This window comes from Thalassovita gelatinovora (assembly GCF_001458355.1).
Lineage (GTDB): Bacteria > Pseudomonadota > Alphaproteobacteria > Rhodobacterales > Rhodobacteraceae > Thalassobius > Thalassobius gelatinovorus.
Window position 1 is genome coordinate 200,485 of record NZ_CYSA01000027.1, and the last position, 24,744, is coordinate 225,228.

The window sequence follows — 24,744 nt, forward strand, 5'->3', positions numbered from 1 at the left end:
GGCCTGAGGTCTTGCAACCTGCGCCCGGAACCTGTTTTGTGCGCCCCGAAATGCTGCGGTTTCCAGAAGGACAGGATATGCAAACGAGACGACTTGGAACACAGGGTGCCGACGTTTCCGCGCTTGGGATCGGCGCGATGAGCTTTGCCGAATTCTACGGCCCGACGACGGATGAAAATTCCTATGCCATCCTGGACGCGGCGATGGACGCCGGGGTCACTCATATCGATACTTCCAATGTCTATGGTATGGGCCGGTCGGAAACCGCTATCGGGGCGTATTTGAAATCGCGCGGTCAGGCGGCGCGGGATCATTTCGTCATCGCCACCAAGGCGGGGATTTCCAAGGATGCCGACGGCAACCGCAAATTCGACAATTCGCTCGATCATTTCGAAGCCGAACTGGACAAGAGCCTGGAACGGATGGGGATCGATTGCGTCGATCTGTTCTACATGCACCGCTATGATGCCAGCCGCCCGATCGAAGACGTGGCCGAAGCGCTGGCGGCGCTGGTCAAGAAGGGTAAGACCAAAGCCATCGGCCTGTCCGAAATCGCCCCAAGTACCCTGCGCCGCGCCGCTGCGGTGCATCCGATTGCGGCGGTACAATCGGAATATTCGCTGGCCACGCGGGCACCCGAACTGGGGTTGTTGCAGGCCTGCGCAGACCTGGGCACTGCCTTCGTGGCGTTTTCGCCGGTGGGTCGGTCGTTCCTAACCGATGACCCGATCCCGGTCTCGCGGGTATCCGATCTTGGCTTTTTGAAAAGCAATCCGCGGTTCCAGCAGCCGAATTATGATTACAACATTGCCGCAACCAAACCATTCCGCGCGCTGGCAGCGGACATGGGAATGCCGGCGGCGTCGCTGGCGATTGCCTGGACACTGCACAAGGGCGATCATGTTCTGCCGATTCCCGGCACCCGGTCGACCGCGCATTTTGCCGAACTTGTTCAAGGCGCGAACGCGGTGCTGAGCGACAGCGATATGGCCCGGATCGAGGATGTGCTGCCGGTGGGCTGGGCACATGGCGACCGCTACAATGCCGGGCAGTGGGTTGGGCCGGAACGATATTGCTGAAGGTGGGGCTTTCTTTCTGCCCGATGTGACAGCTTGGCCTTTCCAAGGCCGCGTTGGCTGTGCCGGGTCGGTGTTGGGCAGAAAACACTGGCTGTTAGGCCTTGCTTTCAAGGCCGCATCGCTGTATATGCGCCCACGTCGATAAGGCGTAAAGCCATAAAATAAAGAGATCGAGCAGGGTCGGTTCACCGGCCCTCTTTGTTTTGTGAATGCCCGACAGACCAAACCAAGACCGGTGGAGACAACCGCCAGGCCAGTAACATCGATATGTAAAGGATTGAAACGCCACATGGCTGATACCACTATGGAGGAATTCGAAGCCCTCCTTAACGAAAGCTTCGAAATGGACACCCCGGACGAAGGTTCGGTTGTCAAAGGCAAGGTCATCGCAATTGAAGCGGGCCAAGCCATCATCGACGTCGGCTACAAAATGGAAGGCCGCGTTGATCTGAAAGAATTCGCAAATCCCGGTGAAGCCCCCGAAATCGCCGTTGGCGACGAGGTTGAAGTCTTCTTGCGCTCGGCTGAAAACGCCCGTGGCGAAGCCGTCATTTCGCGCGAAATGGCGCGTCGTGAAGAAGCTTGGGATCGTCTGGAAAAAGCATACGCCGACGAAGAACGCGTCGAAGGCGCGATCTTTGGCCGCGTCAAAGGTGGCTTCACCGTCGATCTGGGCGGCGCTGTTGCGTTCTTGCCCGGTTCACAGGTTGATGTGCGCCCCGTGCGCGACGCTGGCCCGCTGATGGGCCTCAAGCAGCCGTTCCAGATCCTGAAAATGGACCGTCGCCGTGGCAACATCGTTGTGTCGCGCCGCGCTATCCTGGAAGAAAGCCGCGCCGAACAGCGTGCCGAAGTCATTGGCAACCTGACCGAAGGTCAGACCGTCGATGGTGTGGTCAAGAACATCACCGAATACGGTGCGTTCGTTGATCTGGGCGGTGTTGACGGCCTGTTGCACGTTACCGATATGGCATGGCGTCGCGTCAACCACCCGTCGGAAATCCTGACGATCGGCGAAACCGTCAAGGTTCAGGTCATCAAGATCAACAAAGACACCCACCGCATTTCGCTGGGCATGAAGCAGCTGCAGGAAGATCCGTGGGATCTGGTTGCTGCCAAGTATCCGCTGAATTCGGTCCACAAGGGTCGCGTCACCAACATCACCGATTACGGTGCGTTTGTTGAGTTGGAGCCCGGTGTTGAAGGTCTGGTTCACGTTTCGGAAATGTCCTGGACCAAGAAGAACGTGCATCCCGGCAAGATCGTTTCGACCAGCCAGGAAGTCGACGTCATGGTTCTGGAAATCGACCAGGCCAAGCGTCGCGTGTCGCTGGGTCTGAAACAAACCCAACGCAACCCGTGGGAAGTGTTTGCAGAAACCCATCCCGAAGGCACCGAAGTCGAAGGCGAAGTCAAGAACATCACCGAATTCGGTCTGTTCATCGGCCTGCCGGGCGAAATCGATGGCATGGTTCACCTCAGCGATCTGTCTTGGGACGAACGCGGCGAAGAGGCGATCCAGAACTACCGCAAGGGCGACATCGTTCAGGCCGTGGTTTCGGAAGTCGACGTCGAGAAAGAGCGTATTTCGCTGTCGATCAAGGCGCTGGGCGGCGACAAGTTCGCCGAAGCGGCTGGCGGCGTGAAGCGTGGTTCGATCATCACCGTTGCGGTCACTGCGATCGAAGAAGGCGGCATCGAAGTCGAATTCGAAGGCATGAAATCCTTCATCCGCCGTTCGGATCTGTCGCGTGATCGTTCCGAACAGCGCCCCGAGCGTTTTTCGGTCGGTGACAAGGTCGACGTCCGCGTCACCAATGTCGACATGAAATCGCGCCGTCTGGGTCTGTCGATCAAGGCACGCGAGATTGCCGAAGAAAAAGAGGCTGTACAACAGTACGGTTCCTCGGATTCGGGTGCATCGCTGGGCGATATCCTGGGTGCCGCTCTGAAAGGCGACGACGACTGATCCTTTCGGGATCGGACGTTCGTGGAAATTGGGCCCCGCAACTGCAAGGTTGCGGGGCCTTTTTGCATCCAAAGATTGTGATCCGGGGCCATTCGGGATGGCCGGATCTGGTTCTTTGCCAAGTCCGAGTTGCGAATTTGTAGGCGAATCAATGGCTTCTCTGCAGTGCAGCAGTAGCGGCCCGGCCGCCCGGTAAATTGTCCACATCGCGGAATTGTTAACTGAAATTCCCGGAATCTGGGCGAAAACGAGCCTGAATCTGGTGCCTTGGGGTGAAAATCCCACAGATTCAATTGTTTTCGGCCAACTGCGTGTTTGCGCCCGCAGCCTTTCTTCCTATAGTCAGTCGCAACGCGCCAATAAGATCCAAATCCTATGACGGGGGAGAGATACTCGATGATCCGATCGGAATTGATCCAAAAAATCGCTGATGAAAATCCGCATCTCTTCCAGCGCGATGTCGAAAAAATCGTCAATACCATCTTCGACGAAATCACCGGCGCAATGGCGCGCGGTGATCGGGTCGAACTGCGTGGTTTCGGCGCGTTTTCAGTCAAGCAACGGGATGCTAGAACCGGGCGAAACCCACGCACCGGTGAATCGGTCGAGGTTGAGGAAAAGCATGTGCCTTTCTTCAAGACCGGTAAGCTGCTGCGCGATCGACTGAACGGAAAGTAAACCGCCTATGCGCTATATTCGTTATGCCTTTCTCGCCTGTCTGGGCATTGCTTTGGTGTCTATTGCCTTGGCCAATCGTGGCGATGTTTCGCTGGCTTTGCTGCCCGAAACTCTGGCCGACCTGACCGGTCTGTCCTACCGGATCGAATTGCCGCTTTTCGTGGTGATCTTCGGCGGGATCATTGCCGGGCTGCTGATCGGCTTTGTTTGGGAATGGATGCGCGAATACAAACATCGCGCCGAAGCTTCGCGCAAATCGCGCGAAGTGCATGATCTGGAACGGCAGTTGAAGCGGGAAAAACGCCGCGCTGACAGTGCAGAAAACAAGGACGAAGTCCTTGCTCTGCTGGACGAAGCGTCCTGAGCCCATGCCATCCGATGTCAGAGTGAAAATCTGCGGGTTGCGCCAACCCGAAGAGGTCGAGGTTGTAGCCCGCGCCGGCGCGGCCTATGCAGGATTCGTATTTTTCCCGAAATCGCCGCGCAACGTCAGTGTCGAACAGGCGCGCGAACTGGCTTGGGCCGCGCCGGTCGGGCTGGCCAAGGTGGCTTTGGTGGTGAATGCCGACGATGCGTTTCTGGATGCGATCAATGACAAAGTCGCCATCGATATGTGGCAATTACACGGTTCTGAAAGCCCCGAACGGGTGGCCGAAATCAAGGCGCGCTATGGCCTGCCGGTGATGAAGGCGGTGGGTATCGCGACCAAGCAAGACGTCGCTGCGATTGATCTCTATGCCGGGGTGGCCGATCAGCTTCTGATCGACGCCAAGGCCCCGAAAGGGGCCGATCTGCCCGGCGGGCGGGGGTTGCCCTTCGATTGGCAACTGGTGGTGCGGAAATACTGGCCTTGCCCGTGGATGTTGGCCGGGGGGCTGACCCCGGACAACGTGTTGAGGGCGATCAATCTGACCGGGGCGCGGCAGGTCGATGTCAGTTCGGGCGTGGAAAGCGCGCCGGGGGTCAAAGACCTAAACCTGATCGAAGCCTTCGTGGCCGCAGCAAAGTTGTAACCAAAGCGGCTTGACCAACGGTTGACCGGATATGCAATGCGTTATTGTCACCTGCCGCAATACCTCACCGGGCCGGCGCGTTCGGCCCAAGGGAACGTCTTCGCATCCAGATCCTGATTGCTTTCGTAGCGATTTTTTCCGTGCGGGATTGAGACCGGGTAAGGACGGGTTAAATTTCCCCTCGGGCATTTCCTTCACGCAGTGAAGCCAGTATGAAGATGCCGATGTAAATATAGGGCGCACCCGATGACCGATCTTTTCAACAGCTTCATGACCGGCCCCGACGAAAAGGGTCGTTTTGGTGATTTCGGCGGGCGTTTCGTGTCTGAAACACTGATGCCGCTGATCCTGTCGTTGGAAGAAGAATACGAAAAAGCCAAGACCGACGCGGATTTCTGGGCCGAAATGGATGACCTGTGGAAAAACTACGTGGGCCGTCCTTCGCCGCTGTATTACGCCGAAGGGCTGACCAAGCATCTGGGTGGTGCAAAAATCTATCTCAAACGCGACGAACTGAACCATACCGGCGCGCATAAGATCAACAATGTTCTGGGGCAGATACTGCTGGCCCGCCGGATGGGCAAGACCCGGATCATTGCCGAAACCGGCGCCGGTCAGCATGGCGTCGCCACCGCGACCGTTTGCGCAAAATTCGGCCTGAAATGCGTCGTCTATATGGGCGCGCATGATGTTGAACGGCAAAAGCCCAATGTGTTCCGGATGCAGCTTCTGGGCGCAGAAGTGATTTCGGTGACGTCGGGGCGTGGCACGTTGAAGGACGCGATGAACGATGCGCTGCGCGACTGGGTCACCAATGTGCACGACACATTCTATTGCATCGGCACGGTGGCTGGCCCGCATCCCTATCCGGCAATGGTGCGCGATTTCCAGTCGATCATCGGCAAGGAAGTCCGCTGGCAGTTGGAAGAACAAGAAGGCGAAGGTCGCCTGCCTGATTCCTTGATTGCCGCCATCGGTGGTGGGTCGAACGCAATGGGGCTGTTTTATCCGTTCCTCGATGACAAATCTGTCCGCATCATCGGGGTCGAAGCCGGCGGCAAGGGCGTGAACGAAAAAATGGAACATTGCGCGTCGTTGACCGGCGGTCGACCCGGCGTGTTGCATGGCAATCGCACCTATCTGTTGCAAGATGACGATGGCCAGATCCTCGAAGGCTATTCGATCTCTGCCGGTCTTGATTATCCCGGAATCGGGCCGGAACACAGCTGGCTGCACGATACCGGACGGGCCGAATATGTTTCGGTCACCGATACCGAAGCTTTGGAGGCGTTCAAGCTGAGCTGTTCGACCGAAGGCATCATCCCGGCGCTGGAACCCTGCCATGCTCTGGCCCATGTGACAAAGATCGCACCGGACCTGCCCAGCGATCATATCATGGTGATGAATATGTGCGGTCGCGGCGACAAGGATATTTTCACCGTGGCGCGCCATCTGGGCATCGATATCGTTGGCGAAGTGGGCCGCTGAACTTTAGGAAAAACCGGTATGGCTAACCCAATTCGCGTTGATATTGTTTCCGACGTCATGTGCCCTTGGTGCTTTGTCGGCTATCATCAACTGCGGCTGGCGCAACAGCAGACCGGGATCGGCGCGGATATCCATTGGCATCCGTTCGAACTTAATCCCGACATGGTCCCCGACGGGGAAAACATCCGCGATCACATGAAGCGCAAATATGGCGCGACGCAGCAACAAAGCGCCGACGCACGGGATCGGTTGACCGCGTTGGGTGTCGAATTGGGCGCACCGATCACCTTCAGCGATGACAAGCGCATCTACAACACCTTCCCGCTGCACCGGATGATCCATTGGGCCGAACAGGCGCAGCTTGGCAGCGCATTGAAGCTGGCGCTGCTCGAGGCGTATTTTTCCGATAACAAAACCATGAACGATGCCGATGCGATGGCCGACGTCGCGGCAGGCGTCGGGCTGGACCGGGATCGGGCATTGGAAATCCTGCAAGGCGACGATTACACCGCCGAAGTCCGCGCAAAGCAGCAATTCTGGACCACGCGCGGTATCACCGGCGTGCCCGCGATGGTGTTCGATAAGAAACATCTGGTCGTTGGTGCGCAAGGTGTGGCGAATTACGCGAACATCCTGCGGCAGCTATCCGGGGCCGATACCGAACAGGTTTAACACCCCGTTGCGATTCCCGTGGGCAGACTCACCGCCAAATCAATTCCAGAATCGGCGTAAAAATCCGCAGTCGGTGACGCGGGCTTGTAAACTCAGGTTTAATCGGCATCCGTCCGCCGCGGAATTGCCCGGTTTAGATGAAAAATAATCTTACTAACAATATGTAACCAAAGCATAAAACTATAAACCATGGTTTATGGCCGCCACATGAACCTGGGTGGAATGGCCTGTTGCACTGCATCCGTTGTTTCTTGTCTTCACACCGACCGCAGCACGGTTCCTCGCCGCGGTTTCGGCCACAAGTCAAATAACAAACGCAAACAAGCGACACCCAAACCAGGAGAAAAACCCATGAAAGTCCTTATCCCACTGGCCGCATCGGTTCTTATGTTCAGCAACCCGGCAGCAGCAAGCCAATTGGAAACCGCGATGAACCGCGTTGTCGCGAATTATGTCGCTCGTCTTGAGATCGGGCAGAACAATTGGGCCAAGCCAGACAGCTTTGAAGGGGCGTCTTATCAGGAAGCATCGAACCGCATGAACGACCCCGATTATGATCCCCGCGATCCAGCCAATGCCTGGGGCGGCCATGATGGTGGCAATGACGACCGCGGTGGGCGCGGCGAAAGCGACCACGGCGGCAACGGCGAAAGCGACCACGGTGGCAACGGTGAAGGCGACCACGGCGGCAACGGCGAAAGCGACCACGGTGGCAACGGTGAAGGCGACCACGGCGGTAACGGTGAAGGCGACCACGGCGGTAACGGTGAAGGCGACCACGGTGGCAATGGCGAAGGTGACCACAGCGGGGATGGTGAAGGCGACCACGGTGGCAATGGCGAAGGCGACCATGGTGGGGATGGCGAAGGTGACCACGGCGGGGATGACTGATCGGTCGCGTTCCCATATGCCAATAATTGCATAACACTCGGCTGCCCTGCTTGACGGGGCGGCCAAATTCCTGCCTAGGTTTATCGCATGTTAAAAAAAATCCGCCTGCTTTTCCTGATGGCCGTTCTGACGCTGGCCGCATTGCCCGCGGCGGCGGATCAGATCCGCGACAGCATCGTATCCCAATTGAAACAGCAAGGTTATGAACAGATCGCTGTCAGCCGCACATGGCTTGGCAGAACGCGAATCCTCGCCGAGAGGGGAAGCGAACGGCGCGAGATCATCATCAATCCCCGAACCGGCGAAATCCTGCGTGATTTCTGGCGCAGCGATGCTGCCACCGGAGCAGCGCTGTTGGCGCATCCGGAAGCCGGGGCAAGGTCTGGCGGTGGATCCGGTGGGGGGGCAGACGCTTCGGGTGACGACTCTGGTGATGATGACTCCGGCGACGATTCCGGTGATGACGACTCTGGTGATGACGGGGGGGATGATTCCGGCGGCGATGGGGAAGGCGATTCCGGCGACGGCGATTCCGGCGATGGCGATGGTGACTCCGGCGATAGTGACTGAGGGGACTGACCAATGCGAAGCTTCTCTTTCATCACGCTCATATTCGTCATTCAGGCGGTCTGTGCCATCTTTTTCGTATCCGACATCCTGTTGACCGTTTTGGGCCTGCGCAGCAGTCCCATATCCTGGCAGACCCGCGAATTGCTGGAAATCGTGGCTGCGCTGGGCCTGCTGTTGGGGTTGATCCTTGGGGCTGGAGCGATTCTTCACAGCATGAAAGAAGCCCGCCAGGTGCGGGGCCAGTTGCGGGTGGCTTCGGGGGCTTTCATGGAACTGCTTGAGGAAAAGTTCGACCTTTGGGCATTGACGCCCGCCGAACGCGATGTGGCGATGTTTTCGATTAAGGGAATGAACACGGGCGAAATTGCCGGATTGCGCAACACCTCGGAAGGCACCGTGAAAGCCCAGACCAACGCGATCTACCGCAAGGCGCAGGTGACAAGCCGACCGCAGCTTTTAAGCCTGTTCATCGAAGACCTGATGGCCGATGCCTTGCCCGGTGTCGATGTCGAACCGTTGCAACAGCGTCAATCTGGAACGCGATAGACCTCAAGAATATCCAGCGGGACCATGTCCAGCGCGGCCTGATGGGTGGCTTCCAGCCGCACCAAGGGCGCACAGCCTTCGTCATGCGCCTGTAAGAACCGCGCAGCGCACAGACACCATTTATCCCCCGGTTTCAGACCGGGAAAACGGTATTGCGGCATTGGCGTGGTCAGATCGTTGCCGACATATTTCGAAAACGCCAGAAATTCGGCAGTCATGATCACGCAAACCGTGTGGCTTCCACTGTCTTCGGCGCAGGTATTGCAGTGGCCGTCGCGGAAATAGCCGGTAAGCGGGTCGTTGGAACAAGGTTCCAGTGCGGTGCCGATGACATTGACGGACGGGGACGGGATGACCATGTGCGCGCTCCTGTTTTCTGACCGCAGTCTAGGCGGGCGACGCCATTTGAGATAGTGGCAAATGCGGCGGATTGGCCCGCGCCCGGAAATGCGCGGCCAGGCTCACTTGAACTTATCCATCAGCTTTTCCATCGGGCTGCGATTGTCTGCCTGCTTTGCCGGTTCAGGCGTGGCGGGGGCGTCCGGTTTGGTCTTGTTGTTGCCGCCGGAACTGCGCGGCGGGGCCACCCGTAGCGCCACCGCATTGAGAAATTTTCCGCTGTCACCCGACGCAAGTTTCGCTGCCCCGTCGCTGATCCCGCGCAGCAGATCGTCAAGCCAGTCCTGATCGGCCTTGGCGAAATCAGACAGCACGTAACCCGCCACCCGGTCCTTATGGCCGGGATGACCAATGCCCAACCGCACCCGGCCATAGTCGGCCCCGATATGTTGATGGATCGACCGCAGCCCGTTATGGCCAGCATGGCCGCCGCCCTGCTTGACCCGGCATTTGCCCGGCGCTAGGTCCAGCTCGTCATGGAACACCATCACGTCGGCGGGGCTCAGTTTATAGAACCGCATCGCTTCGCCGACCGATTGGCCGGACAGGTTCATGAAGGTTTCGGGCTTCAGCAAGATCACCTTTTCGCGGCCCAGCTTGCCTTCGCTCAACTGGCCCTGAAATTTCGCCCGCCAAGGCGCAAAGCCATGATCCTCGGCGATCCGGTCCAGCGCCATGAAGCCGATATTGTGGCGGTTGCCGGCGTATTTCGCCCCCGGATTTCCCAGGCCAATCCAGAGTTGCATTGTGGGGGGGGTCCTTCAATCTGGTTTGCAACAATTTAACCGGCGTCATGAAAGGAATCAACGGGTTGCAACAGAATGAACGGCAGATGGAAATATCGAAGAAATATCCCGGCACGATGATCAAGCGGATCGTTGATTGCATGTCCGAAAGCGGGCTGACCTATGATCCGGTTGCCAGCAACGGGCGGGTGATCGGGTTCGCGTGGGTGCAAGGGGACTGATCCCGGTCCCACGATCTGGACCAAAGAAAAACGCGGACCCGAAGGCCCGCGTTTCCCAAAATTCAAAGCGCGATGGCGTTGAAGATTATTCTTCAGCCGCTTCCGCGACTTCTTCGCCTTCACCTTCGTCTTCGTCCTCAGCCGAACGCAGACCCGACGGGGCCGACACGTTGGCGATCACGAAATCGCGGTCGATCGTGGTCTTGGCCCCTGCGGGCAGGGTCACGTCGCTGATGTGCAGCACGTCACCGATTTCGACCTCGGACAGATCGATTTCAAGCTTCTCAGGGATGTCACCGGCCAGAACGTTCAATTCCACTTCGGGGCGCACAATGGTCAGAACGCCGCCTTTTTTCAAACCGGGGCAAGTTTCCTGATTGAGGAAGTCCACGTGGATGAACAAGCTGATCCGGCTGGTGCGGCGCAAACGCATGAAATCGACATGGGTCGGCAAATCCTTGACCACGTCGCGTTGCACGTCGCGGCAGATCACACGCACGTCGTCCTGACCGTCAACCTTGAGGTTGAACAGGGTCGACTTGAACCGACCGGCTTTCAGGCGCTTGAGCAGCGCGTTGAACGGGATGTTGATCGGCAGCGGATCGGCGTCACCACCGAAAACGATACCGGGAACTTTGCCTTCGCGACGTGCCTGACGAGCGGCGCCCTTGCCTGTCCCCGTCCGGGCCTCAGCGTGAAGATCAGGAATTTCTCCAGCCATTTGAATTCTCCAATATGTCAGATGCGCGGGTATCCTCCAAGGCTGTATACCCGCATGAAGACGCGCGTATAGACCAGTCTTGGAAAATTGAAAAGGCCTTTTTCGCAAGGCGTTGCCGGTTCCGTTTCCTTGAAACCGAAACGTCAACGCGGCTATGGGGCCCGATGCAAACGCCGGTCAGTTTTCGCTGACCGGTTCATGCAGATACCCGCCCGCCGCGACGATCCGGTCGTAAAGCGCAAAATCTTCTGCCCGGGCGTCGCGCAGCCGGGCCTCCATTTCGGCGCTCAACGGCGCGTCGATCTGCGGTGACACGTTCTTCTGCTTGGTCTCGAAATCCTGCCCCAGCCGCGCGGACAGGAACTGCCGCAGCAGGAGCGGGCGCTCATAGGCAAACAGGTGATCAACCCGGACCGCACCGTCTTCTGAGGCCAGAAAGGTCAATTGGCTGCCGATCCGGGCGAATTCCGGCGGCCGCGGCGCGATCACTTCGGCCACGAAGTCGTCAAAACGCATGCCTTCCAGAACGCCCTTTTCCTTCTTCGGTGTCGGACGACTGCGGTATCGGTACCAACTGCGGATCTGTTCGATCGGATGACGCATCACCGCGACGCGTTCCGGGGTCAGCCCATGCGCCTCCCGCAGATACGGGCCGAAATGACGCTCATATTTGCGCAGCGACATATGCTTATAAGCGGCCTTGCCGGAAAAGCTGATCTCGGCCTTGCCTTTCAGCGCAAGGTGATAAGCGGTGGAACCGGTTTTGGGAACCGCAAACAAAACCAGATTGGCGTCAACGAAAACCAGCATTCAGGGGCCTCTTCCTTGCTTCGCGCCACACTGCCCCAGCCCGCAAGAAGTGTCAAAACCCTGATCTTCTTCTGTTTGAAAATATCCTCGGGGGGGTGGCCCGAAGGGCCTTGGGGGGCAGACAGCCCCCCTTGTCGCGACCTGTTACTGCCAGCGTCCGGCGAAATCTTCCGGCACCATCAGGACGGATCGGTCCAGTTCGTCGATCCGGCGCCGACCACATAACGCCATGGACAGGTCCAGTTCCTTGTGCAGCACTTCCAGCGCTGTGCTGACCCCTTGTTCGCCCATCGCTCCCAGCCCGTAAACGAAGGCGCGGCCGATATAGGTGCCCTTGGCCCCCATCGCCATGGCTTTCAGAATGTCCTGTCCCGACCGGATGCCGCTGTCGAGATGGACTTCGACCTGATCGCCCACCGCATCCAGAATCGACGGCAGCGCCTTGATCGAACTGATCGCCCCGTCCAACTGCCGACCGCCATGGTTCGACACGATGATGGCGTCGGCGCCCACCTGCAGCGCCATTTTCGCGTCCTCGGCGTCCAGAATCCCTTTCAGGATCACCGGACCGCCCCATTCTTCCTTGATCCGGGCGATCTTGCCCCAGTCAAGGGTGGGGTCGAATTGTTCAGCGGTCCAGGCCCCCAGATTGGCAGCGTCCGTCACCCCTTCGGCATGACCGACGATATTGCCGAAATGGCGCCGTTTCGCCCCCAGCATTCCAATACCCCAGCGCCATTTCGTCATCAGGTTGGCGACGGTCGCGGGTGTCAGTTTCGGCGGTGCGCTCAGCCCGTTTTTCAGATCCTTGTGGCGCTGCCCGAGGATCTGAAGATCCAGGGTGATGACCAGGGCCGAACATTTCGCATCCTTGGCGCGCTGGATCAGCCGGCTGACGAAATCGGTGTCCTTCATGGTGTAAAGCTGGAACCAGAAGGGTTTGGTGGTGGCTTCGGCCACGTCCTCGATCGAATTGATCGACATGGTCGACAAGGTGAAGGGGACGCCGAACTTTTCCGCCGCTCGCGCCGCCTTGATTTCGCCATCGGCGCATTGCATGCCGGTCAACCCGACCGGGGCCAGTGCCACCGGCATGGCCACGTTCTGGCCGATCATCTGGGTCGCGGTCGAGCGTCCCGACATGTCCACCGCCACCCGCTGGCGCAGCCGGATCTGGTCGAAATCGGACACGTTCTCTCGGAAGGTCTGTTCGGTCCAACTGCCGCTTTCGGCGTAGTCATAGAACATGCGCGGAGCGCGGCGTTTGTAAATTCGTTTGAGGTCATCGATGCAGGTAATGACTGGCATAAAGGCGCTCTTTCTGCGGTATTGGTTAAAATTTTTTACCAATGAGAACCGCCTATCGCAACTGTTATTGCGGAAATGTGGCCGTTCCGGCCCAATTGGTCATCGTTGCCAAATCGAGCGCACAGGTTTTGCACTGCAACAGGTGCAACGCAGATGGGGGCGCTGCCCCCGCCATTGAAAACAAGAGGTTTTCAACGGCTCCCCCGAGTATTTACACCAAGAAGAAACGGCATGTTTTCATCTTGCGCCAAATACGCTTCGGGTCAGGCGCGGTGGGCCCCATCTGACAGGGACTTGACGAAAGCGGCGACTTGCGCGACCGATTTGCCTTCACCGATCTGTTTGACGATCGCCGAACCGACAACGCAGCCGTCGGCGACGCTGGCAATGTTTTCGGCAGTGTCGGGCGTGTTGATGCCAAACCCGACGATCACCGGCAAATCTGTCTGCGCCTTGATGCGGGCCACTTCCGGTCCGACATCGGTGGCCTGTGCCTCGGCGGCGCCGGTGATGCCGGTGATCGACACGTAATAGACGAAACCCGAGGTGTTTTGCAGCACTTTGGGCAGCCGTTTGTCGTCAGTGGTTGGTGTGGCCAAGCGGATGAAGTTGAGCCCGGCCTTTTGCGCCGGAATGCAGAGTTCATCGTCTTCCTCGGGGGGCAGATCTACCACGATCAACCCATCGATGCCGGCCGCCTTGGCATCGACCAGAAACCTGTCCACGCCCCGGCTATAGATCGGATTGTAATACCCCATCATCACGATCGGCGTGGTATCGTCCGTCTTGCGGAATTCGGTCGCCATATCGAGCGTCTTTTGCAAGGTCTGGCCGCTTTCCAACGCGCGCTGACCGGCCCGTTGAATGGTGGGGCCGTCGGCCATCGGATCGGTGAAAGGTTGGCCCAGTTCGATCACGTCAACGCCCGCTTCGGGCAGTGCTTTCATGATTTCCAGCGATTTGTCGTAATCGGGATCGCCCGCCATCATGTAAGCCACGAAAGCTTTCTTGCCTTCGGCTTTCAAGGCGGCGAATTTGGCGTCAATGCGTGTCATGCGGGCACCCCTTTTGTGTCTCCAGAGGGGATGTGCCCGTTTCGGCAGGGAAAATCAATGCCAGCTTGTGCAGCCGTCGCATTGAACCGGCATTGCGGGCGAATTGGGTCTGGACCATGCTGAATCGTGTTGCATTTCTGGCCTTGCGGCGGGGCAGGGGAAACAGGCCGCTTGCGTCCTCCACGGTCCTTGCCTAGAAGCAGCACGGATATGTGACAGGAGGCCGGGAATGGGCTTTAAGATGGGAATCGTGGGTCTGCCTAATGTGGGCAAGTCGACCCTGTTCAATGCGCTGACGAAAACCGCTGCTGCGCAGGCGGCGAATTTTCCGTTCTGCACCATCGAACCCAATGTCGGCGAGGTGAACGTCCCCGATGCCCGGCTCGACAAGCTGGCCGCGGCCGCCGGGTCGAAAGCGATCATCCCGACACGGATGACCTTTGTTGATATTGCCGGTCTGGTGAAAGGCGCGTCCAAGGGCGAAGGTCTGGGCAACCAGTTCCTCGCCAATATCCGTGAAGTCGATGCTATCGCCCATGTGCTGCGGTGTTTCGAAGACGGTGATGTCACCCATGTCGAAGGCCGGGTCGACCCGGTTGCCGATGCCGATACGATCGAAACCGAACTGATGTTATCCGATCTCGAAAGCATCGAGAAGCGCCGCGCCAACCTAGTGCGCAAGCTCAAGGGCAACGACAAGGAAGCCCAGCAGCAAGACCGGCTTTTGGCCACCGCGCAGGAGGTGCTGGAAAATGGTCAGCCCGCCCGCGTGGTCGCGGTGGACGAGGACGACGCCAAGGCCTGGAAAATGCTGCAATTGCTGACCACAAAGCCGGTGCTTTACGTCTGCAACGTATCCGAAGACGATGCTGCCAGCGGCAATGCCCATTCCGAAAAAGTGGCTGCAATGGCTGCTGAACAGGGCAATTCGCATGTCATCATTTCGGCACGGATCGAAGAAGAAATCAGCCAGCTTGACGATGACGAAGCCGAAATGTTCCTCAGCGAAATGGGACTGGAGGAAGCCGGGCTCGACCGGTTGATCCGTGCCGGTTACGAATTGCTGCATCTGGAAACCTATTTCACCGTCGGCCCCAAAGAAGCCCGCGCCTGGACCATCAAGCATGGCACCCTTGCACCGCAGGCCGCTGGCGTGATCCACGGCGATTTCGAAAAGGGTTTCATCCGTTCCGAAACCATCGCATTTGACGATTTCATCGCCTGCAAGGGCGAACAAGGGGCCAAGGAAGCCGGCAAGATGCGGTCAGAAGGCAAGGGATACGTTGTGAAGGACGGCGATGTCCTGCATTTCCTGTTCAACACCTGATACCGCTTGCTGAAACCGTTGCGACGAAACGGGTCGGGCGCGCAGCCCGGCCGCTTCGGGCAGGCGGATCAGACCGCAGAGCGCCGCAGAACCTGAATTCCCACAGACCCCATGGTCGGATTGATCCATTGGCGTGAGCCAAGAACTTCGCCCGCGTGATCGACCATATAGGTATTGGTGAACTGCAACCCGTCCCCACTGCATTTTTCCGTCATGACCCGGACTTGGGCCGATATTTCGCCGCTATTGATGGTTTGGGTCTCGCCGACCGCCATCGTGCAGTCGAAACTGAAGGCGATGGTGTGTTCGTCGCCGGTCAGATAGCGCATCACACGCCGGGTGTGACCGGGCTGACGCGCCCGCAGCAGCCGCAGCGTATCTTCAACATCCGATGACATCAGGTCATTGCCAATACCGCGCGTCGCGGTAACAACCCCCTGACGCAGGGTCAGGGTTTGCCGCGCCGAGGTGATGAAGGTGCGATAGGGGCCATTGCGTTCGGCTTCGAGGATAATCGCTGTGGTTTTGTCCTGCTCTCGCACCACCAGCGACAACGGTTTCGGTGTCACCTTCAGCGCGGCGGCAATATCGACATCGGGCGTTTGCGCGCTTTTCTTGCCGAACGCTGCGATCAGTTCGCTTTTGTAGTCGACACGGCCCGGCGCATTGCCGCAGGCGGCGACAAGACCCAATGCGGCGATGGCCAGCACTGCCGGGCGCTTGAAAGCGGATTGCATATTCATCGCCATACCCGGCCCCATTCGTTGGTCAGCTCTCGTTTGTGGTAATCGCGAATCCGCGGATAAAGCCGGTCGCGAACATTCAGCCGGGCACCGCCGTCCCGGGTCAGCGACTGGATCACGGTCGTGTTTTCCTGACGCGTCGGGCTTCCCAGAACCCAGGCCACCGGGATGGTGATCCGCAGGCCCTTGTCGAACGACCCTTCGCCGAAATCGTCGAAGTCGACATTGGTGAAGGTCGCATAGGCCCCGACCCGCCAGCCATTGTCGAATTCGCGATCCACGGACACGGTCGCGCCATAGTCGCCCGCCAGATAACGACCGACATCCAGCTGGCCGTGGAACCCGTTGCCGAATTGGTAATAAGCCGACAAGTGCCCGGTAAAGGTGTCATAGCTGCGCAGACCGAACAACTGATCGAAATCTCGCTGTTGGACATAGTTCAGCTCGGCCCCCAGCGCGAGACGGCTATCGACGGGTTTCCACAGCAGTTCGCCCGAAATACCGGCAAACATTTTTTCCAGATACCCGAAAGTCAGGCGGCTGTAGATATCTTTGCCGGGATGGCCGAACGTGGTCAGCGTCAGGTGTTCAATCGCCGGATTGCCCTGTCGGCTGTACTGGGCATGGTCGGTACGCACCCGCGGCAGCGTCGAAATGGTGGCCCGCGTCGTCTCATCCAGGTTCCCGGACACTTTCTGGGCAAGCGAGCCGGACAGAACCCAGTTGGGGGCAATCTGGTAATCCGCTGTCAGACGAACCCCGAAATCGGCCCGAAGCGGATTGTCGGGGTCGAACATGCTGAACGCGATATAGGGACCCAGCGACCAACTGAGCGCGGGGTACAGGCCGTCGTCTGCCGCAGGGGCCTTGCCATACGCGTTTTCGATTCGGGTCTTGGCCAGCAATTCGGATGCCGGCGCGTTTTCCAGCCGTTCCAGATCGGTCCGGTTGAAAGTGACCGACGTTGTTGTCATGCCATTGACGATTGGCACGATTGTCAGTTCTTCGACCGAAGCCGGCAGGATCCGGGTCATCACCCGCGCGGCGCGGCCGATGGCTTGGGGTTCTTCCATATAGCGCGGGTTGCCCAGACGCAGAACCGCCTTGGTCGCCGACAAGGTGAGCCCCTCTAATATCAGGTCATCGCGTTTCAGCGCCTTTTTCAGCCGGGATTTGATGTTGTCGGTCTGGACACTGTCTCCGGTCCAACCCAAATCCCGCTTATCTGCGGCCAGACGCGGCTTTACCGGCACCGGCGCACCGTTCCGCCCGCCGGGCGACCCGGCATAGCGCGGATTGTTATGCAGCGTCAGCATCGCGCCGAATTCGGTGCCGTAAAGCGAAAACAGCGACAGCTGGTTGCCGTTTTTCATCCGGTAATCGATACCGAAATTCCACGGTGATTGCCGGTCGAACAGGCCGCTGACGCTGCTTTCTTCGATATAGGCGTCCGAGGAATATTCCACCGTGAAGGTCAGATTGTCCGTTGCCTGCCATTCCACCCCACCAAAGGGGGCGAAATCTCCGCGGAACCAACGGTCGTAATTGGGCACGCCGCCGCGGCCGATGATTTCGCTCGGGCGGGTTCCTGTCGAACCGATTGCACCATACGATCCCAACCGTCCCCAGCCCAGACCACCGGTCAGGCGCAGCTTGGGCGTGATCGCCTTGGTGGCAACGATGTATTCACCGCCATAAAGACCGGTGCCCAGAAAATCCTGTAACCCGACCGACACCGCAGGACGCCATTTATCTTCGGTGAGCAGCTGATAGCGCAGATCAAAACTGCGGTCGTAATAGGTGCGGCTGCCATCGTAGACGGGCGGAATATAAAGCCCGGCAATGCCCGAATAGCGGAAACTGCCGCTCAACCGGGGCAGAATCTGAAATGTCAGGGTGGACCGGGTGGTGTCGCCCAGTTGGGCAAGCGTAGTCGACAGGGTTGCGTCCGGCGCCATTTCGGCCGAGGGCATGTCGATCAGGCCGACCGTTCCGTAAAGGTTATAACTGGGCGGGCGCGGCACGACAAAGGGGTTTTCCGCCGTGTCTTCCGCAGTGACGGCGACCGGCGCAAGCAAAAGGGCAGACATGCCGACGGATCGGCTCCAGCGCAGCAGCGTGCAGCCTCCCGCTTTGTTGTGTGCCCGGAAAAATTCCATCTGCATTACGCCCAGTCCAGTTTATTGATCGCTAGACTACTGGGTAGAAAAAAAACCTTCGACTGTCCATCTGGCATTCCAAATGGGCCTCAATTCGGACATTTCGTTGCCGATGTCCCACAAATGCCCGGCCTCTCCTGGTACATAGCCGACATTTTCCACTTGTCCCTGCCGGTCAGCCTAGATAAACCCGTCCGCGGAGATGTGGCCGAGTGGTCGAAGGCGCTCCCCTGCTAAGGGAGTAGGCCCGGAAGGGTCTCGAGGGTTCGAATCCCTTCGTCTCCGCCATCAAACACATTAACGTATTGAATTTAGGTGATTATTTCTCATTGAGGGGTGTCGTTCCACCATAGTTGCCACCAAAAATATTTCTATGGAATGCAATGAATTGCATTCGCCTGCCGCTTCCGATCCAGGTGTGCCGATTTCTATCGTGGCTGAAGTCACCATGTTGTTTTCCGATTCAGGAGGGGATTCACGCCTCTGGCTCGGCTGTTCGACGTCGCCAAGTATGGAAAATGCCGAATTCGCTCAGAATTCTCTCGAATTCTCATGCGGATCGGGAAAAAATCTGCTATACGCAAACCATACAACAACATGCACCCGAGTTGGCTCTGCCGGATCAGTAGAACTGTCCGAAGCAGGCTGCATTCGTGTGCCTAAACAGGAGATCTGCGATAGTGACTGCCCCCGCGAACACCCTCTACCTCTCTGTCGATCAGGTTGCGCATCGTTTCGGCGTTTCCAAGGACTCGATCTGGCGCTGGAAGCGCAAGGGCGACTTTCCGGCACCTGTGAAATTGGGCGGGACCACCACCCGCTGGCGTCTTGCCGACATCGAGGAATGGGAAGGCCAGCTCGCCTGTGGTCTTGTCGCTTACCTGGATTTCGCTCCGGACGCTTTGATGGCGGGCTGACGCCCGCCGCCTTTTCATCATCCTGAACCAGCCCCGAGCTTCAGCGGGGCGCATTGCCCCTTGGCGGCGCGGCTCTCGTCGCGCCGAACGCCCCCTTTTGTCCAAGAGAGACTTCATAATGACTGACCAGAACCTCACCTTCCGTCCCGGCTCCGATATCGAAAACGTCGTGTCCTTTCCCGTATGCGCGGGATCGCCGGCAAGTGTAGTGTCCTTCGAAAATATGCAGCCGGTGCCGGACGGCATGCCCTGCAACTTCTCGCTGAACGCTGATGGCATCTACCAGCTGCGGCCCGGCGAAGGCGACGATCTTCTGCCGATCCGGATCTGCTCGCCTCTGATCGTGAAGGGGATTTGTAGTAGGCCGAGTGGTGGCGGTTGGGGCCGCGTCGTGGCAGTCGAGGACCCGGACGGGAACTGGCACGAGCTGATCCTCGATGCGCGGGACGTGTCGAGGAAGTCGGCCGCGGCGCTGAACGTTTTGTTCGATAACGGGCTGGAGTTGGCGCCGGTCGAAAAGGCAGCACAGAGCGTTACTGAGCTGCTCGCAGCTTGGCGGCCCGGCGCGCGGTATGTGCGCTCCGACCGGCTGGGATGGGCGGACACGACCTTCAGCGCCTTCACGTTGGGGGATCACCGGGTGCTTGGCGGTGCCAGGGTGATCACTGATGCGGTCTCCGATGACGTGGCCGCCGCAATGCACGTCAAGGGAACGCTGGAGGGCTGGCGTGCCGCCGTGGCGGAGCCCTGCGCCGGGAACCCGTTGATGGTGCTTGCGGTTTCGCACGCGTTCAGCGGTCCGCTCCTGTCGGTGCTGGGACGTGACGGGGGAGGGTTCCATCTGCGTGGTGTCTCGTCGCGCGGCAAGTCCACTCTGCTGGGCGTGGCGGCCTCGGTATGGGGCGCGCCGTCCTTCGTGCAGAGCTGGCGTGGCACCGACAACGGAATAGAAGGGATCGCAGCGGCCTGTAACGACAGCCTGCTTGTGCTTGATGAACTCCACCAGGTGGAGCCGCGTGTGGCTGGAGATATTGTCTACATGCTGGCGAATGGCCGCGGAAAGACGCGTATGAGTTCCAACGGTAAGGCCCAGCCGACCCGGCGCTGGAGTGTATCCGTGCTGTCAAGCGGCGAGCTCTCCCTGGAGGAGCACATGGCGAGCGGCGGTTGCGGCATGTTTGCCGGGCAGGGCATCAGGCTGATCGATCTCGCAGCCGATGTCCGGCCGTATGGCGCCTTCGACTGCCTGCATGGAGAGCCTGATGGCCGCGCCTTCGCGGAGAGGATGCAGCGGGCTGGGCGGGAGAACTACGGCGTGGCCGGTCCGGCCTTCGTCGAGAAGCTCCTGGCGAACGTTGATAGGCGTGACCTGTTTCAGCGCCAGATCGACGGATTCTGCCAGTCCTGTTTGGTCGCAGCCGACATTCCGCCGGACGGGCAGGTGCAGCGGGTTCTTGCGCGGTTTGGTATCGCCGCTCTTGCTGGTGAGATGGCCACGAAATTCGGCATCACCGGCTGGGGCACTGGCGCGTCATTCGCCGCCGCGCGTGAACTCTTCCTGAATTGGTTCGAGGCCCGTGATGGGGTCACCCGTGGGGAGATCACTGCGGCAGTCGAGCGGACCAGAAACTATGTGTCCCAGAACCTGGGGCGGTTCGCCTTGCTTGGTGCAGAAGCCGGCGAGCCTAAGCCCGGTTCCAGCTGCCTTGGGGCCGAGTATCAGAAGATCGAACAAGCCCTCCCGTTGGAGGTTCCCCTGAAATCGTTTTACGATCGCCTGACGCTGCGGAATCGGGGTATCGCCATTGGACCTGTCACGGTTTCGTGCCGCCCCAAGTGCTCGTTTAAGCCACCTTCCGCTCAAAAGCGACGGGGCTTTTCCAGCCCAGTGCTGAATGGCGTCGGCGCGGATTATAGAAGCCATTGATGTATTCGAAGATAGCCATCTCAGTTTGCCGCCTGGTTGCCCATGACCGCCGCCAGATCAGCTCGGCCTTGATGGTTTTGAAGAATGTCTCGACGGCCGCATTGTCATAACAATTACCTTTGCCGCTCATGGAGACTTTGAAGCCATGCTGGCGCAGGATCTTCTGGTAGTCATGCGAACAGTATTGGCTGCCCCTGTCGCTGTGGAAGATGCAGCCCTTTGGTGGCGCTCGGAAAGCGATGGCCATTTTCAGAGCCCGGATCGCCAGGTCACGCTTCATGCGATTGCTGACAGCCCAACCAATGATACGCCGGGAATGCAGATCGAGGATCACTGCCAGATACAGCCAACCCTCGCGGGTCCAGATGTAGCTGATGTCACCCGCCCATTTCTGGTTCGGCCCGGCTGCACTGAAGTCCCGATCCAGCAGGTTCGGGGCGATGTTGAATGTATGATCACTGTCTGTGGTCGCCTTGAACTTGCGCGTTCTTTCAACAGTAATTCCGTTTTCGCGCATCAGGCGACCGACGCGCCGGTGCCCGACATCGACACCGACCTCCTTCAATTCTTCGGTCATTCGGGGCCTGCCGTAGCTGCCCAGGCTCAAGCGCGACTGTTCCTTGATATGCGCCAGCACAACCATATCCGTGCGCTGCCTGCGGCTGGCAGGCCGGCTGCGGAAAGCCCGCAATCCGCGTGGGCTGACGTTCATGACCTGACAAAGCCGGTCGATCGGGAAGGCACCGCGCTGTTCTTCGACGAACCTGAACCTCATGGCTTTTGGCTCGCGAAGAACTGGGTGGCTTTTTTTAGGATGTCCCTCTCCTCCTTGAGGATGCGGTTCTCGCGCCGAAGCCGTTCGTTCTCCAGCGCAAGCTCGCGATCCTCGGGAGATACCACATCCGTGCCACGGTGCGCGTTCACCCACTTGTTCAGCGTCGAAAGCCCAACGCCCAGATCATCCGCAACTTGTCGCCGTGTCAGCCCGCTGGTCAGCGCAATTCGCACCGCGTCTTTGCGGAATTCATCCGTTCTTCCTGTGCCCATAGTTCGTCTCCTTTGTTGCAGTAAATGCTATCAAAGGAGCGGCATCAAACCGCGACAGGTCCACAGCAGAATGCCTTTATCGAAAGCTTCAATGGCAGCCTGCGCGACGAGTTGTTGAACGAGGAGATATTCGACACTCTGGACGATGCGCGGCGGAAGCTGGCCCTTTGGCGATACGACTACAATGCCGTCAGGCCGCACTCATCGCTTGGAAACCAGACGCCACTGCAAGCGCGCCGAGCGCTTGAACAATTTGAGGGCTCCGCGCACGGCGCGCTTGCCCAAACCGAAACCCATGATTATCAAAATCAAACCCGCAGACTCTCATTATAAACGAGGGACCAATGGGGGGCAGGTCAGCTGACCTACTACAATGCTGACCGCCCGCATTCGACGCACGGCATATTGACCCCCGATGAGGCCTATGCCAGCAAAGCAGAACCAATGAGATTAGCAGCCTGAAATGAAACCCTGATCCATCTTAACAAGGCTACAAACTGGTCTAAAATCTAGGACCACCTCTATCAGTACTATAGGACATGGGAGTAATGTGATCATGAAGAAGATGTTAGTCGATTACATACCAGAATTTGGTATGCGACCCGGTAAAGCTTGGGTTGTCCCTATTGGAGATACCGCTGGTGATGGTTTTGTCTGCTTGAGTAATAAAAAAACCGCAAGGTACGGAGCGGTTATCTATGTTGGGCGTGTTGTTACATCAGCTGATCTGAGGGAAAAAATCCAAGAACTGGGCTTGGGGCTAAGCTCCGATGAGGTTTTAGCCGATTTCTTGTCCAAAGTTAATTCCTTAAAAATCGGAGATGTGGTTTCACTTGATAGAGGTGGCGATGGGATGACCATCTTAACCAAAGAAAAAATGAAAGCTATGAAGCCATCAAAGAAAAAGTTACCCTAAAAGTATCTACCAGCTTGAGAAGAGGTTACATTCACTGTGTGCTAATTCGTCCCCTGTCTCGATGAATTAGAACATCTAGAAAATCCTGCTCCGGTGATTTCCTAAACCACAGCTCAAACACGACACTATCAAACCCGACCGTCATCGCCTTGCTCTCAAACCGAGATATGGGCAAAAGTTGGTGACGCATGATCAGGCGGCGGTTTGAAGTTGGCGGATCCCGTCGCGGAACTCAATCCCCTGAATGATCTCGGGCAGGCGGTTTTGACCGTCGAGCTTTCGCCATTTCTTCTGCGCCGACATCATCAGCTGGAAGGCCATGGCCAGACCGGTCTTGCGGCTGAGGCACCCCTTGGTTCGTTTCGTGCGGTGCCGGACGGTCGCGAAGGTGCTCTCGATCGGGTTTGACGTCCGGATGTGCTTCCAGTGCTCGGCCGGGTAGTCGTAGAAGGTCAGCAGCGCGTCCCGGTCCTTGACCAGCTTGGCCACCGCCTTGTCCCATTTCACGCCATAGGTTTCGACAAAGAAGTCGAAGGCGACGTTGGCTTTGGCTTTTGTCTCGGCCTGCCAGATGTCGTGCAGATGCGCCTTCGCCCTGGCCTGCACCGATTTCGGCAGCGCATTGAGCACGTTCATCGTCTTGTGGACCCAGCACCGCTGCTCCCGCGTCGTCGCAAACACCTCGCACAGCGCGGTCCAGAAGCCGAGCGCGCCGTCGCCAATGGCCAGTTTGGGGGCCTGCTTCAGGCCGCGACGCTTGAGATCGAGCAGCACCTCGCGCCAGCTCTGCGTGCTTTCGCGGAAGCCGTCGGCCATGGCCAGCAGCTCCTTGCGGCCATATTCATCGGCCCCGACAACCACCAGAACGCATTGTTTTTCCTCGGCCATGCGCGGTTTGAAATAGACCCCGTCCGCCCAGATGTAGAGAAACCGCCGCGAACCGAGGTCGCGTTTCTGCCAGGCTTCATAGTCTTTCCACCAGTCGGCCTTCAGCCGCGTGATCGTCTTGGCCGACAGGCCCTTGGCATTCGGGCCCAGCAGTGCTTCCAGCGCCTCGGTGAAATCGCCCGTGGACACACCCTTGAGGTAAAGCCAGGGCAGCAGTTCCTCGACCGATTTCGCCTTGCGCAGATACCGCGGCAGGATGCTGGGCGTGAAGGTGATCTTGTCTTCGCCCGCTCCGCGATCCCGAACGCGCGGCACCTTCACGGACACAGGACCAATGCCGGTCATCACCTCGCGTTCGGGTAAATGACCATGGCGCACCAGGCGCGCGCGGCCGTCATCCAGCCTGTCCCCCGAAAAGGCGGCCATGAGCGTAGACAGTTCCGCGTGGATCGCCTGTTCGATCAGCTTGCGCGCGCCATCTCGGAGGATGCCAGTGAACGGGTCAGTGGAAAAACCCGATGGATCCGGCAGTTGGGTGATGGTAGTCTCTGGCATGTGGCATATCCCTTTCTCGGCAGAGAATTGACGGCGTCTGAACACCGCCATGATATGCCGCCCCTCAGGGCATCACCAACTTTCGCGCGTTTCTCGCCA

General features: G+C 58.5%; 25 protein-coding genes, 1 tRNA gene and 1 pseudogene. 17 read left to right on the forward strand and 10 right to left on the reverse strand.

Going from position 1 to position 24,744, the window contains the following annotated elements; all coding sequences use genetic code 11:
* Nucleotides 1–77: 77 nt before the first annotated feature.
* The 10 genes from TG4357_RS17300 to TG4357_RS17345 all read left to right on the forward strand — a co-directional run bounded on the left by TG4357_RS17300 (nucleotide 78) and on the right by TG4357_RS17345 (nucleotide 8,906).
* Nucleotides 78–1,079 carry an aldo/keto reductase gene (locus tag TG4357_RS17300; RefSeq protein ID WP_058264199.1) on the forward strand — a complete coding sequence of 334 codons (1,002 nt, stop codon included), beginning with the start codon at nucleotides 78–80 and terminating at the stop codon, nucleotides 1,077–1,079.
* A gap of 289 nt (nucleotides 1,080–1,368) precedes the next feature.
* A complete protein-coding gene (gene rpsA / locus TG4357_RS17305) occupies nucleotides 1,369–3,048 on the forward strand; it encodes a 30S ribosomal protein S1 (RefSeq protein WP_175473927.1) in 1,680 nt (559 codons plus the stop codon).
* 396 nt (nucleotides 3,049–3,444) lie between these two features.
* Complete coding sequence (gene ihfB, locus TG4357_RS17310) at nucleotides 3,445–3,726, forward strand: integration host factor subunit beta (RefSeq protein WP_058264148.1); 282 nt, start codon at nucleotides 3,445–3,447, stop codon at nucleotides 3,724–3,726.
* A 7-nt stretch (nucleotides 3,727–3,733) separates the two neighbouring features.
* Complete coding sequence (locus tag TG4357_RS17315) at nucleotides 3,734–4,090, forward strand: lipopolysaccharide assembly protein LapA domain-containing protein (RefSeq protein ID WP_058264149.1); 357 nt, start codon at nucleotides 3,734–3,736, stop codon at nucleotides 4,088–4,090.
* A gap of 4 nt (nucleotides 4,091–4,094) precedes the next feature.
* Nucleotides 4,095–4,739, forward strand: a complete 645-nt coding sequence (locus TG4357_RS17320) for a phosphoribosylanthranilate isomerase (RefSeq protein WP_058264150.1) — start codon at nucleotides 4,095–4,097, stop codon at nucleotides 4,737–4,739.
* Between the two features lie 246 nt (nucleotides 4,740–4,985).
* The gene (trpB, locus tag TG4357_RS17325) at nucleotides 4,986–6,227 is read left to right on the forward strand and encodes a tryptophan synthase subunit beta (protein WP_058264151.1); all 1,242 of its coding nucleotides are present in this window, start codon (nucleotides 4,986–4,988) and stop codon (nucleotides 6,225–6,227) included.
* Between the two features lie 18 nt (nucleotides 6,228–6,245).
* Nucleotides 6,246–6,899: a DsbA family oxidoreductase gene (locus tag TG4357_RS17330; RefSeq protein ID WP_058264152.1), complete on the forward strand. Its 654-nt coding sequence runs from the start codon at nucleotides 6,246–6,248 to the stop codon at nucleotides 6,897–6,899.
* A 351-nt stretch (nucleotides 6,900–7,250) separates the two neighbouring features.
* Nucleotides 7,251–7,790 (forward strand): hypothetical protein, encoded by a 540-nt coding sequence (locus TG4357_RS17335; RefSeq protein ID WP_058264153.1) that lies wholly within the window; start codon nucleotides 7,251–7,253, stop codon nucleotides 7,788–7,790.
* Between the two features lie 87 nt (nucleotides 7,791–7,877).
* On the forward strand, nucleotides 7,878–8,360 hold the full coding sequence (locus TG4357_RS17340; RefSeq protein ID WP_074646842.1) for a hypothetical protein: 483 nt from the start codon (nucleotides 7,878–7,880) through the stop codon (nucleotides 8,358–8,360).
* A gap of 12 nt (nucleotides 8,361–8,372) precedes the next feature.
* Nucleotides 8,373–8,906 (forward strand): helix-turn-helix transcriptional regulator, encoded by a 534-nt coding sequence (locus tag TG4357_RS17345; RefSeq protein ID WP_058264154.1) that lies wholly within the window; start codon nucleotides 8,373–8,375, stop codon nucleotides 8,904–8,906.
* On the opposite strand, the gene TG4357_RS17350 is transcribed toward TG4357_RS17345, so the two are convergent.
* Together TG4357_RS17350 and pth are read right to left on the reverse strand one after the other, a co-directional pair.
* Nucleotides 8,888–9,265, reverse strand: coding sequence for a DUF2237 family protein (locus TG4357_RS17350; RefSeq protein ID WP_058264155.1), 378 nt, complete (start codon nucleotides 9,263–9,265; stop codon nucleotides 8,888–8,890). The two genes, TG4357_RS17345 and TG4357_RS17350, sit on opposite strands and share 19 nt — an antisense overlap.
* A 102-nt stretch (nucleotides 9,266–9,367) precedes the next feature.
* A complete protein-coding gene (gene pth / locus TG4357_RS17355; protein WP_058264156.1) occupies nucleotides 9,368–10,051 on the reverse strand; it encodes an aminoacyl-tRNA hydrolase in 684 nt (227 codons plus the stop codon).
* Between the two features lie 47 nt (nucleotides 10,052–10,098).
* Between pth and TG4357_RS19585 the strand changes: the two genes are divergently transcribed.
* Nucleotides 10,099–10,272 carry a hypothetical protein gene (locus TG4357_RS19585; RefSeq protein WP_158509093.1) on the forward strand — a complete coding sequence of 58 codons (174 nt, stop codon included), beginning with the start codon at nucleotides 10,099–10,101 and terminating at the stop codon, nucleotides 10,270–10,272.
* A gap of 85 nt (nucleotides 10,273–10,357) precedes the next feature.
* Here TG4357_RS19585 and TG4357_RS17365 read toward each other — a convergent pair whose 3' ends face one another.
* The 4 genes from TG4357_RS17365 to trpA form a co-directional block, all read right to left on the reverse strand.
* Complete coding sequence (locus TG4357_RS17365; RefSeq protein ID WP_058264158.1) at nucleotides 10,358–10,993, reverse strand: 50S ribosomal protein L25/general stress protein Ctc; 636 nt, start codon at nucleotides 10,991–10,993, stop codon at nucleotides 10,358–10,360.
* 177 nt (nucleotides 10,994–11,170) lie between these two features.
* On the reverse strand, nucleotides 11,171–11,803 hold the full coding sequence (locus tag TG4357_RS17370; RefSeq protein WP_058264159.1) for a hypothetical protein: 633 nt from the start codon (nucleotides 11,801–11,803) through the stop codon (nucleotides 11,171–11,173).
* Between the two features lie 144 nt (nucleotides 11,804–11,947).
* Nucleotides 11,948–13,111, reverse strand: a complete 1,164-nt coding sequence (locus tag TG4357_RS17375; RefSeq protein ID WP_058264160.1) for an alpha-hydroxy acid oxidase — start codon at nucleotides 13,109–13,111, stop codon at nucleotides 11,948–11,950.
* A 263-nt stretch (nucleotides 13,112–13,374) separates the two neighbouring features.
* Nucleotides 13,375–14,166, reverse strand: coding sequence for a tryptophan synthase subunit alpha (gene trpA / locus TG4357_RS17380; RefSeq protein WP_058264161.1), 792 nt, complete (start codon nucleotides 14,164–14,166; stop codon nucleotides 13,375–13,377).
* A 229-nt stretch (nucleotides 14,167–14,395) separates the two neighbouring features.
* On the opposite strand from trpA, the gene ychF reads away from it, so the two are divergent.
* Nucleotides 14,396–15,493 (forward strand): redox-regulated ATPase YchF, encoded by a 1,098-nt coding sequence (gene ychF / locus TG4357_RS17385; RefSeq protein WP_058264162.1) that lies wholly within the window; start codon nucleotides 14,396–14,398, stop codon nucleotides 15,491–15,493.
* A 68-nt stretch (nucleotides 15,494–15,561) separates the two neighbouring features.
* Here ychF and TG4357_RS17390 read toward each other — a convergent pair whose 3' ends face one another.
* Nucleotides 15,562–16,236, reverse strand: coding sequence for a YjbF family lipoprotein (locus tag TG4357_RS17390; protein ID WP_158509094.1), 675 nt, complete (start codon nucleotides 16,234–16,236; stop codon nucleotides 15,562–15,564).
* The gene (locus TG4357_RS17395; protein WP_233487559.1) at nucleotides 16,233–18,401 is read right to left on the reverse strand and encodes a YjbH domain-containing protein; all 2,169 of its coding nucleotides are present in this window, start codon (nucleotides 18,399–18,401) and stop codon (nucleotides 16,233–16,235) included. Before TG4357_RS17395 ends, TG4357_RS17390 begins: the two co-directional genes overlap by 4 nt.
* A gap of 192 nt (nucleotides 18,402–18,593) precedes the next feature.
* On the opposite strand from TG4357_RS17395, the gene TG4357_RS17400 reads away from it, so the two are divergent.
* The 3 genes from TG4357_RS17400 to TG4357_RS17410 all read left to right on the forward strand — a co-directional run bounded on the left by TG4357_RS17400 (nucleotide 18,594) and on the right by TG4357_RS17410 (nucleotide 21,239).
* Nucleotides 18,594–18,683 (forward strand) — tRNA-Ser (locus TG4357_RS17400).
* Nucleotides 18,684–19,075: 392 nt separating this feature from the next.
* On the forward strand, nucleotides 19,076–19,312 hold the full coding sequence (locus tag TG4357_RS17405; RefSeq protein ID WP_058264164.1) for a helix-turn-helix transcriptional regulator: 237 nt from the start codon (nucleotides 19,076–19,078) through the stop codon (nucleotides 19,310–19,312).
* Between the two features lie 118 nt (nucleotides 19,313–19,430).
* On the forward strand, nucleotides 19,431–21,239 hold the full coding sequence (locus tag TG4357_RS17410) for a DUF927 domain-containing protein (protein WP_058264165.1): 1,809 nt from the start codon (nucleotides 19,431–19,433) through the stop codon (nucleotides 21,237–21,239).
* Here TG4357_RS17410 and TG4357_RS17415 read toward each other — a convergent pair.
* Nucleotides 21,157–22,286 (reverse strand): IS3 family transposase gene (locus TG4357_RS17415; protein WP_139193705.1). Its coding sequence is split into 2 segments (ribosomal slippage): nucleotides 21,157–22,052 and nucleotides 22,052–22,286, totalling 1,131 coding nucleotides; the frame shifts between segments, so codons are not numbered across the junction. The two genes, TG4357_RS17410 and TG4357_RS17415, sit on opposite strands and share 83 nt — an antisense overlap.
* 60 nt (nucleotides 22,287–22,346) lie before the next feature.
* Between TG4357_RS17415 and TG4357_RS17425 the strand changes: the two are divergent.
* Both TG4357_RS17425 and TG4357_RS17430 read left to right on the forward strand, forming a co-directional pair.
* A pseudogene (locus TG4357_RS17425) lies at nucleotides 22,347–22,619 on the forward strand (integrase core domain-containing protein); the annotation flags it as partial.
* A gap of 223 nt (nucleotides 22,620–22,842) precedes the next feature.
* Entirely contained in the window at nucleotides 22,843–23,202 is a 360-nt protein-coding gene (locus tag TG4357_RS17430) for a hypothetical protein (protein ID WP_058264166.1), read from the forward strand.
* A 192-nt stretch (nucleotides 23,203–23,394) separates the two neighbouring features.
* Here the strand turns inward: TG4357_RS17430 and TG4357_RS17435 are convergent, their stop codons facing one another.
* Nucleotides 23,395–24,645 carry an IS256 family transposase gene (locus TG4357_RS17435; protein ID WP_058264167.1) on the reverse strand — a complete coding sequence of 417 codons (1,251 nt, stop codon included), beginning with the start codon at nucleotides 24,643–24,645 and terminating at the stop codon, nucleotides 23,395–23,397.
* Between the last annotated feature and the right edge of the window lie 99 nt (nucleotides 24,646–24,744).

What these genes read in the sequence shown, in the direction of transcription:
- TG4357_RS17395 (WP_233487559.1), bottom strand. Translation starts at nt 18,401, where the DNA reads ATGCAGATGGAATTTTTCCGGGCACACAACAAAGCGGGAGGCTGCACG.
- TG4357_RS17335 (WP_058264153.1), top strand. Translation starts at nt 7,251, where the DNA reads ATGAAAGTCCTTATCCCACTGGCCGCATCGGTTCTTATGTTCAGCAAC.
- ychF (WP_058264162.1), top strand. Translation starts at nt 14,396, where the DNA reads ATGGGCTTTAAGATGGGAATCGTGGGTCTGCCTAATGTGGGCAAGTCG.
- pth (WP_058264156.1), bottom strand. Translation starts at nt 10,051, where the DNA reads ATGCAACTCTGGATTGGCCTGGGAAATCCGGGGGCGAAATACGCCGGC.
- TG4357_RS17350 (WP_058264155.1), bottom strand. Translation starts at nt 9,265, where the DNA reads ATGGTCATCCCGTCCCCGTCCGTCAATGTCATCGGCACCGCACTGGAA.
- TG4357_RS17410 (WP_058264165.1), top strand. Translation starts at nt 19,431, where the DNA reads ATGACTGACCAGAACCTCACCTTCCGTCCCGGCTCCGATATCGAAAAC.
- TG4357_RS17345 (WP_058264154.1), top strand. Translation starts at nt 8,373, where the DNA reads ATGCGAAGCTTCTCTTTCATCACGCTCATATTCGTCATTCAGGCGGTC.
- TG4357_RS17390 (WP_158509094.1), bottom strand. Translation starts at nt 16,236, where the DNA reads ATGAATATGCAATCCGCTTTCAAGCGCCCGGCAGTGCTGGCCATCGCC.
- TG4357_RS17365 (WP_058264158.1), bottom strand. Translation starts at nt 10,993, where the DNA reads ATGGCTGGAGAAATTCCTGATCTTCACGCTGAGGCCCGGACGGGGACA.
- TG4357_RS17370 (WP_058264159.1), bottom strand. Translation starts at nt 11,803, where the DNA reads ATGCTGGTTTTCGTTGACGCCAATCTGGTTTTGTTTGCGGTTCCCAAA.
- trpB (WP_058264151.1), top strand. Translation starts at nt 4,986, where the DNA reads ATGACCGATCTTTTCAACAGCTTCATGACCGGCCCCGACGAAAAGGGT.
- TG4357_RS17300 (WP_058264199.1), top strand. Translation starts at nt 78, where the DNA reads ATGCAAACGAGACGACTTGGAACACAGGGTGCCGACGTTTCCGCGCTT.
- TG4357_RS17375 (WP_058264160.1), bottom strand. Translation starts at nt 13,111, where the DNA reads ATGCCAGTCATTACCTGCATCGATGACCTCAAACGAATTTACAAACGC.
- ihfB (WP_058264148.1), top strand. Translation starts at nt 3,445, where the DNA reads ATGATCCGATCGGAATTGATCCAAAAAATCGCTGATGAAAATCCGCAT.
- TG4357_RS17340 (WP_074646842.1), top strand. Translation starts at nt 7,878, where the DNA reads ATGTTAAAAAAAATCCGCCTGCTTTTCCTGATGGCCGTTCTGACGCTG.
- TG4357_RS17435 (WP_058264167.1), bottom strand. Translation starts at nt 24,645, where the DNA reads ATGCCAGAGACTACCATCACCCAACTGCCGGATCCATCGGGTTTTTCC.
- TG4357_RS17330 (WP_058264152.1), top strand. Translation starts at nt 6,246, where the DNA reads ATGGCTAACCCAATTCGCGTTGATATTGTTTCCGACGTCATGTGCCCT.
- trpA (WP_058264161.1), bottom strand. Translation starts at nt 14,166, where the DNA reads ATGACACGCATTGACGCCAAATTCGCCGCCTTGAAAGCCGAAGGCAAG.
- TG4357_RS17430 (WP_058264166.1), top strand. Translation starts at nt 22,843, where the DNA reads ATGAAGAAGATGTTAGTCGATTACATACCAGAATTTGGTATGCGACCC.
- rpsA (WP_175473927.1), top strand. Translation starts at nt 1,369, where the DNA reads ATGGCTGATACCACTATGGAGGAATTCGAAGCCCTCCTTAACGAAAGC.
- TG4357_RS17320 (WP_058264150.1), top strand. Translation starts at nt 4,095, where the DNA reads ATGCCATCCGATGTCAGAGTGAAAATCTGCGGGTTGCGCCAACCCGAA.
- TG4357_RS19585 (WP_158509093.1), top strand. Translation starts at nt 10,099, where the DNA reads ATGAAAGGAATCAACGGGTTGCAACAGAATGAACGGCAGATGGAAATA.
- TG4357_RS17315 (WP_058264149.1), top strand. Translation starts at nt 3,734, where the DNA reads ATGCGCTATATTCGTTATGCCTTTCTCGCCTGTCTGGGCATTGCTTTG.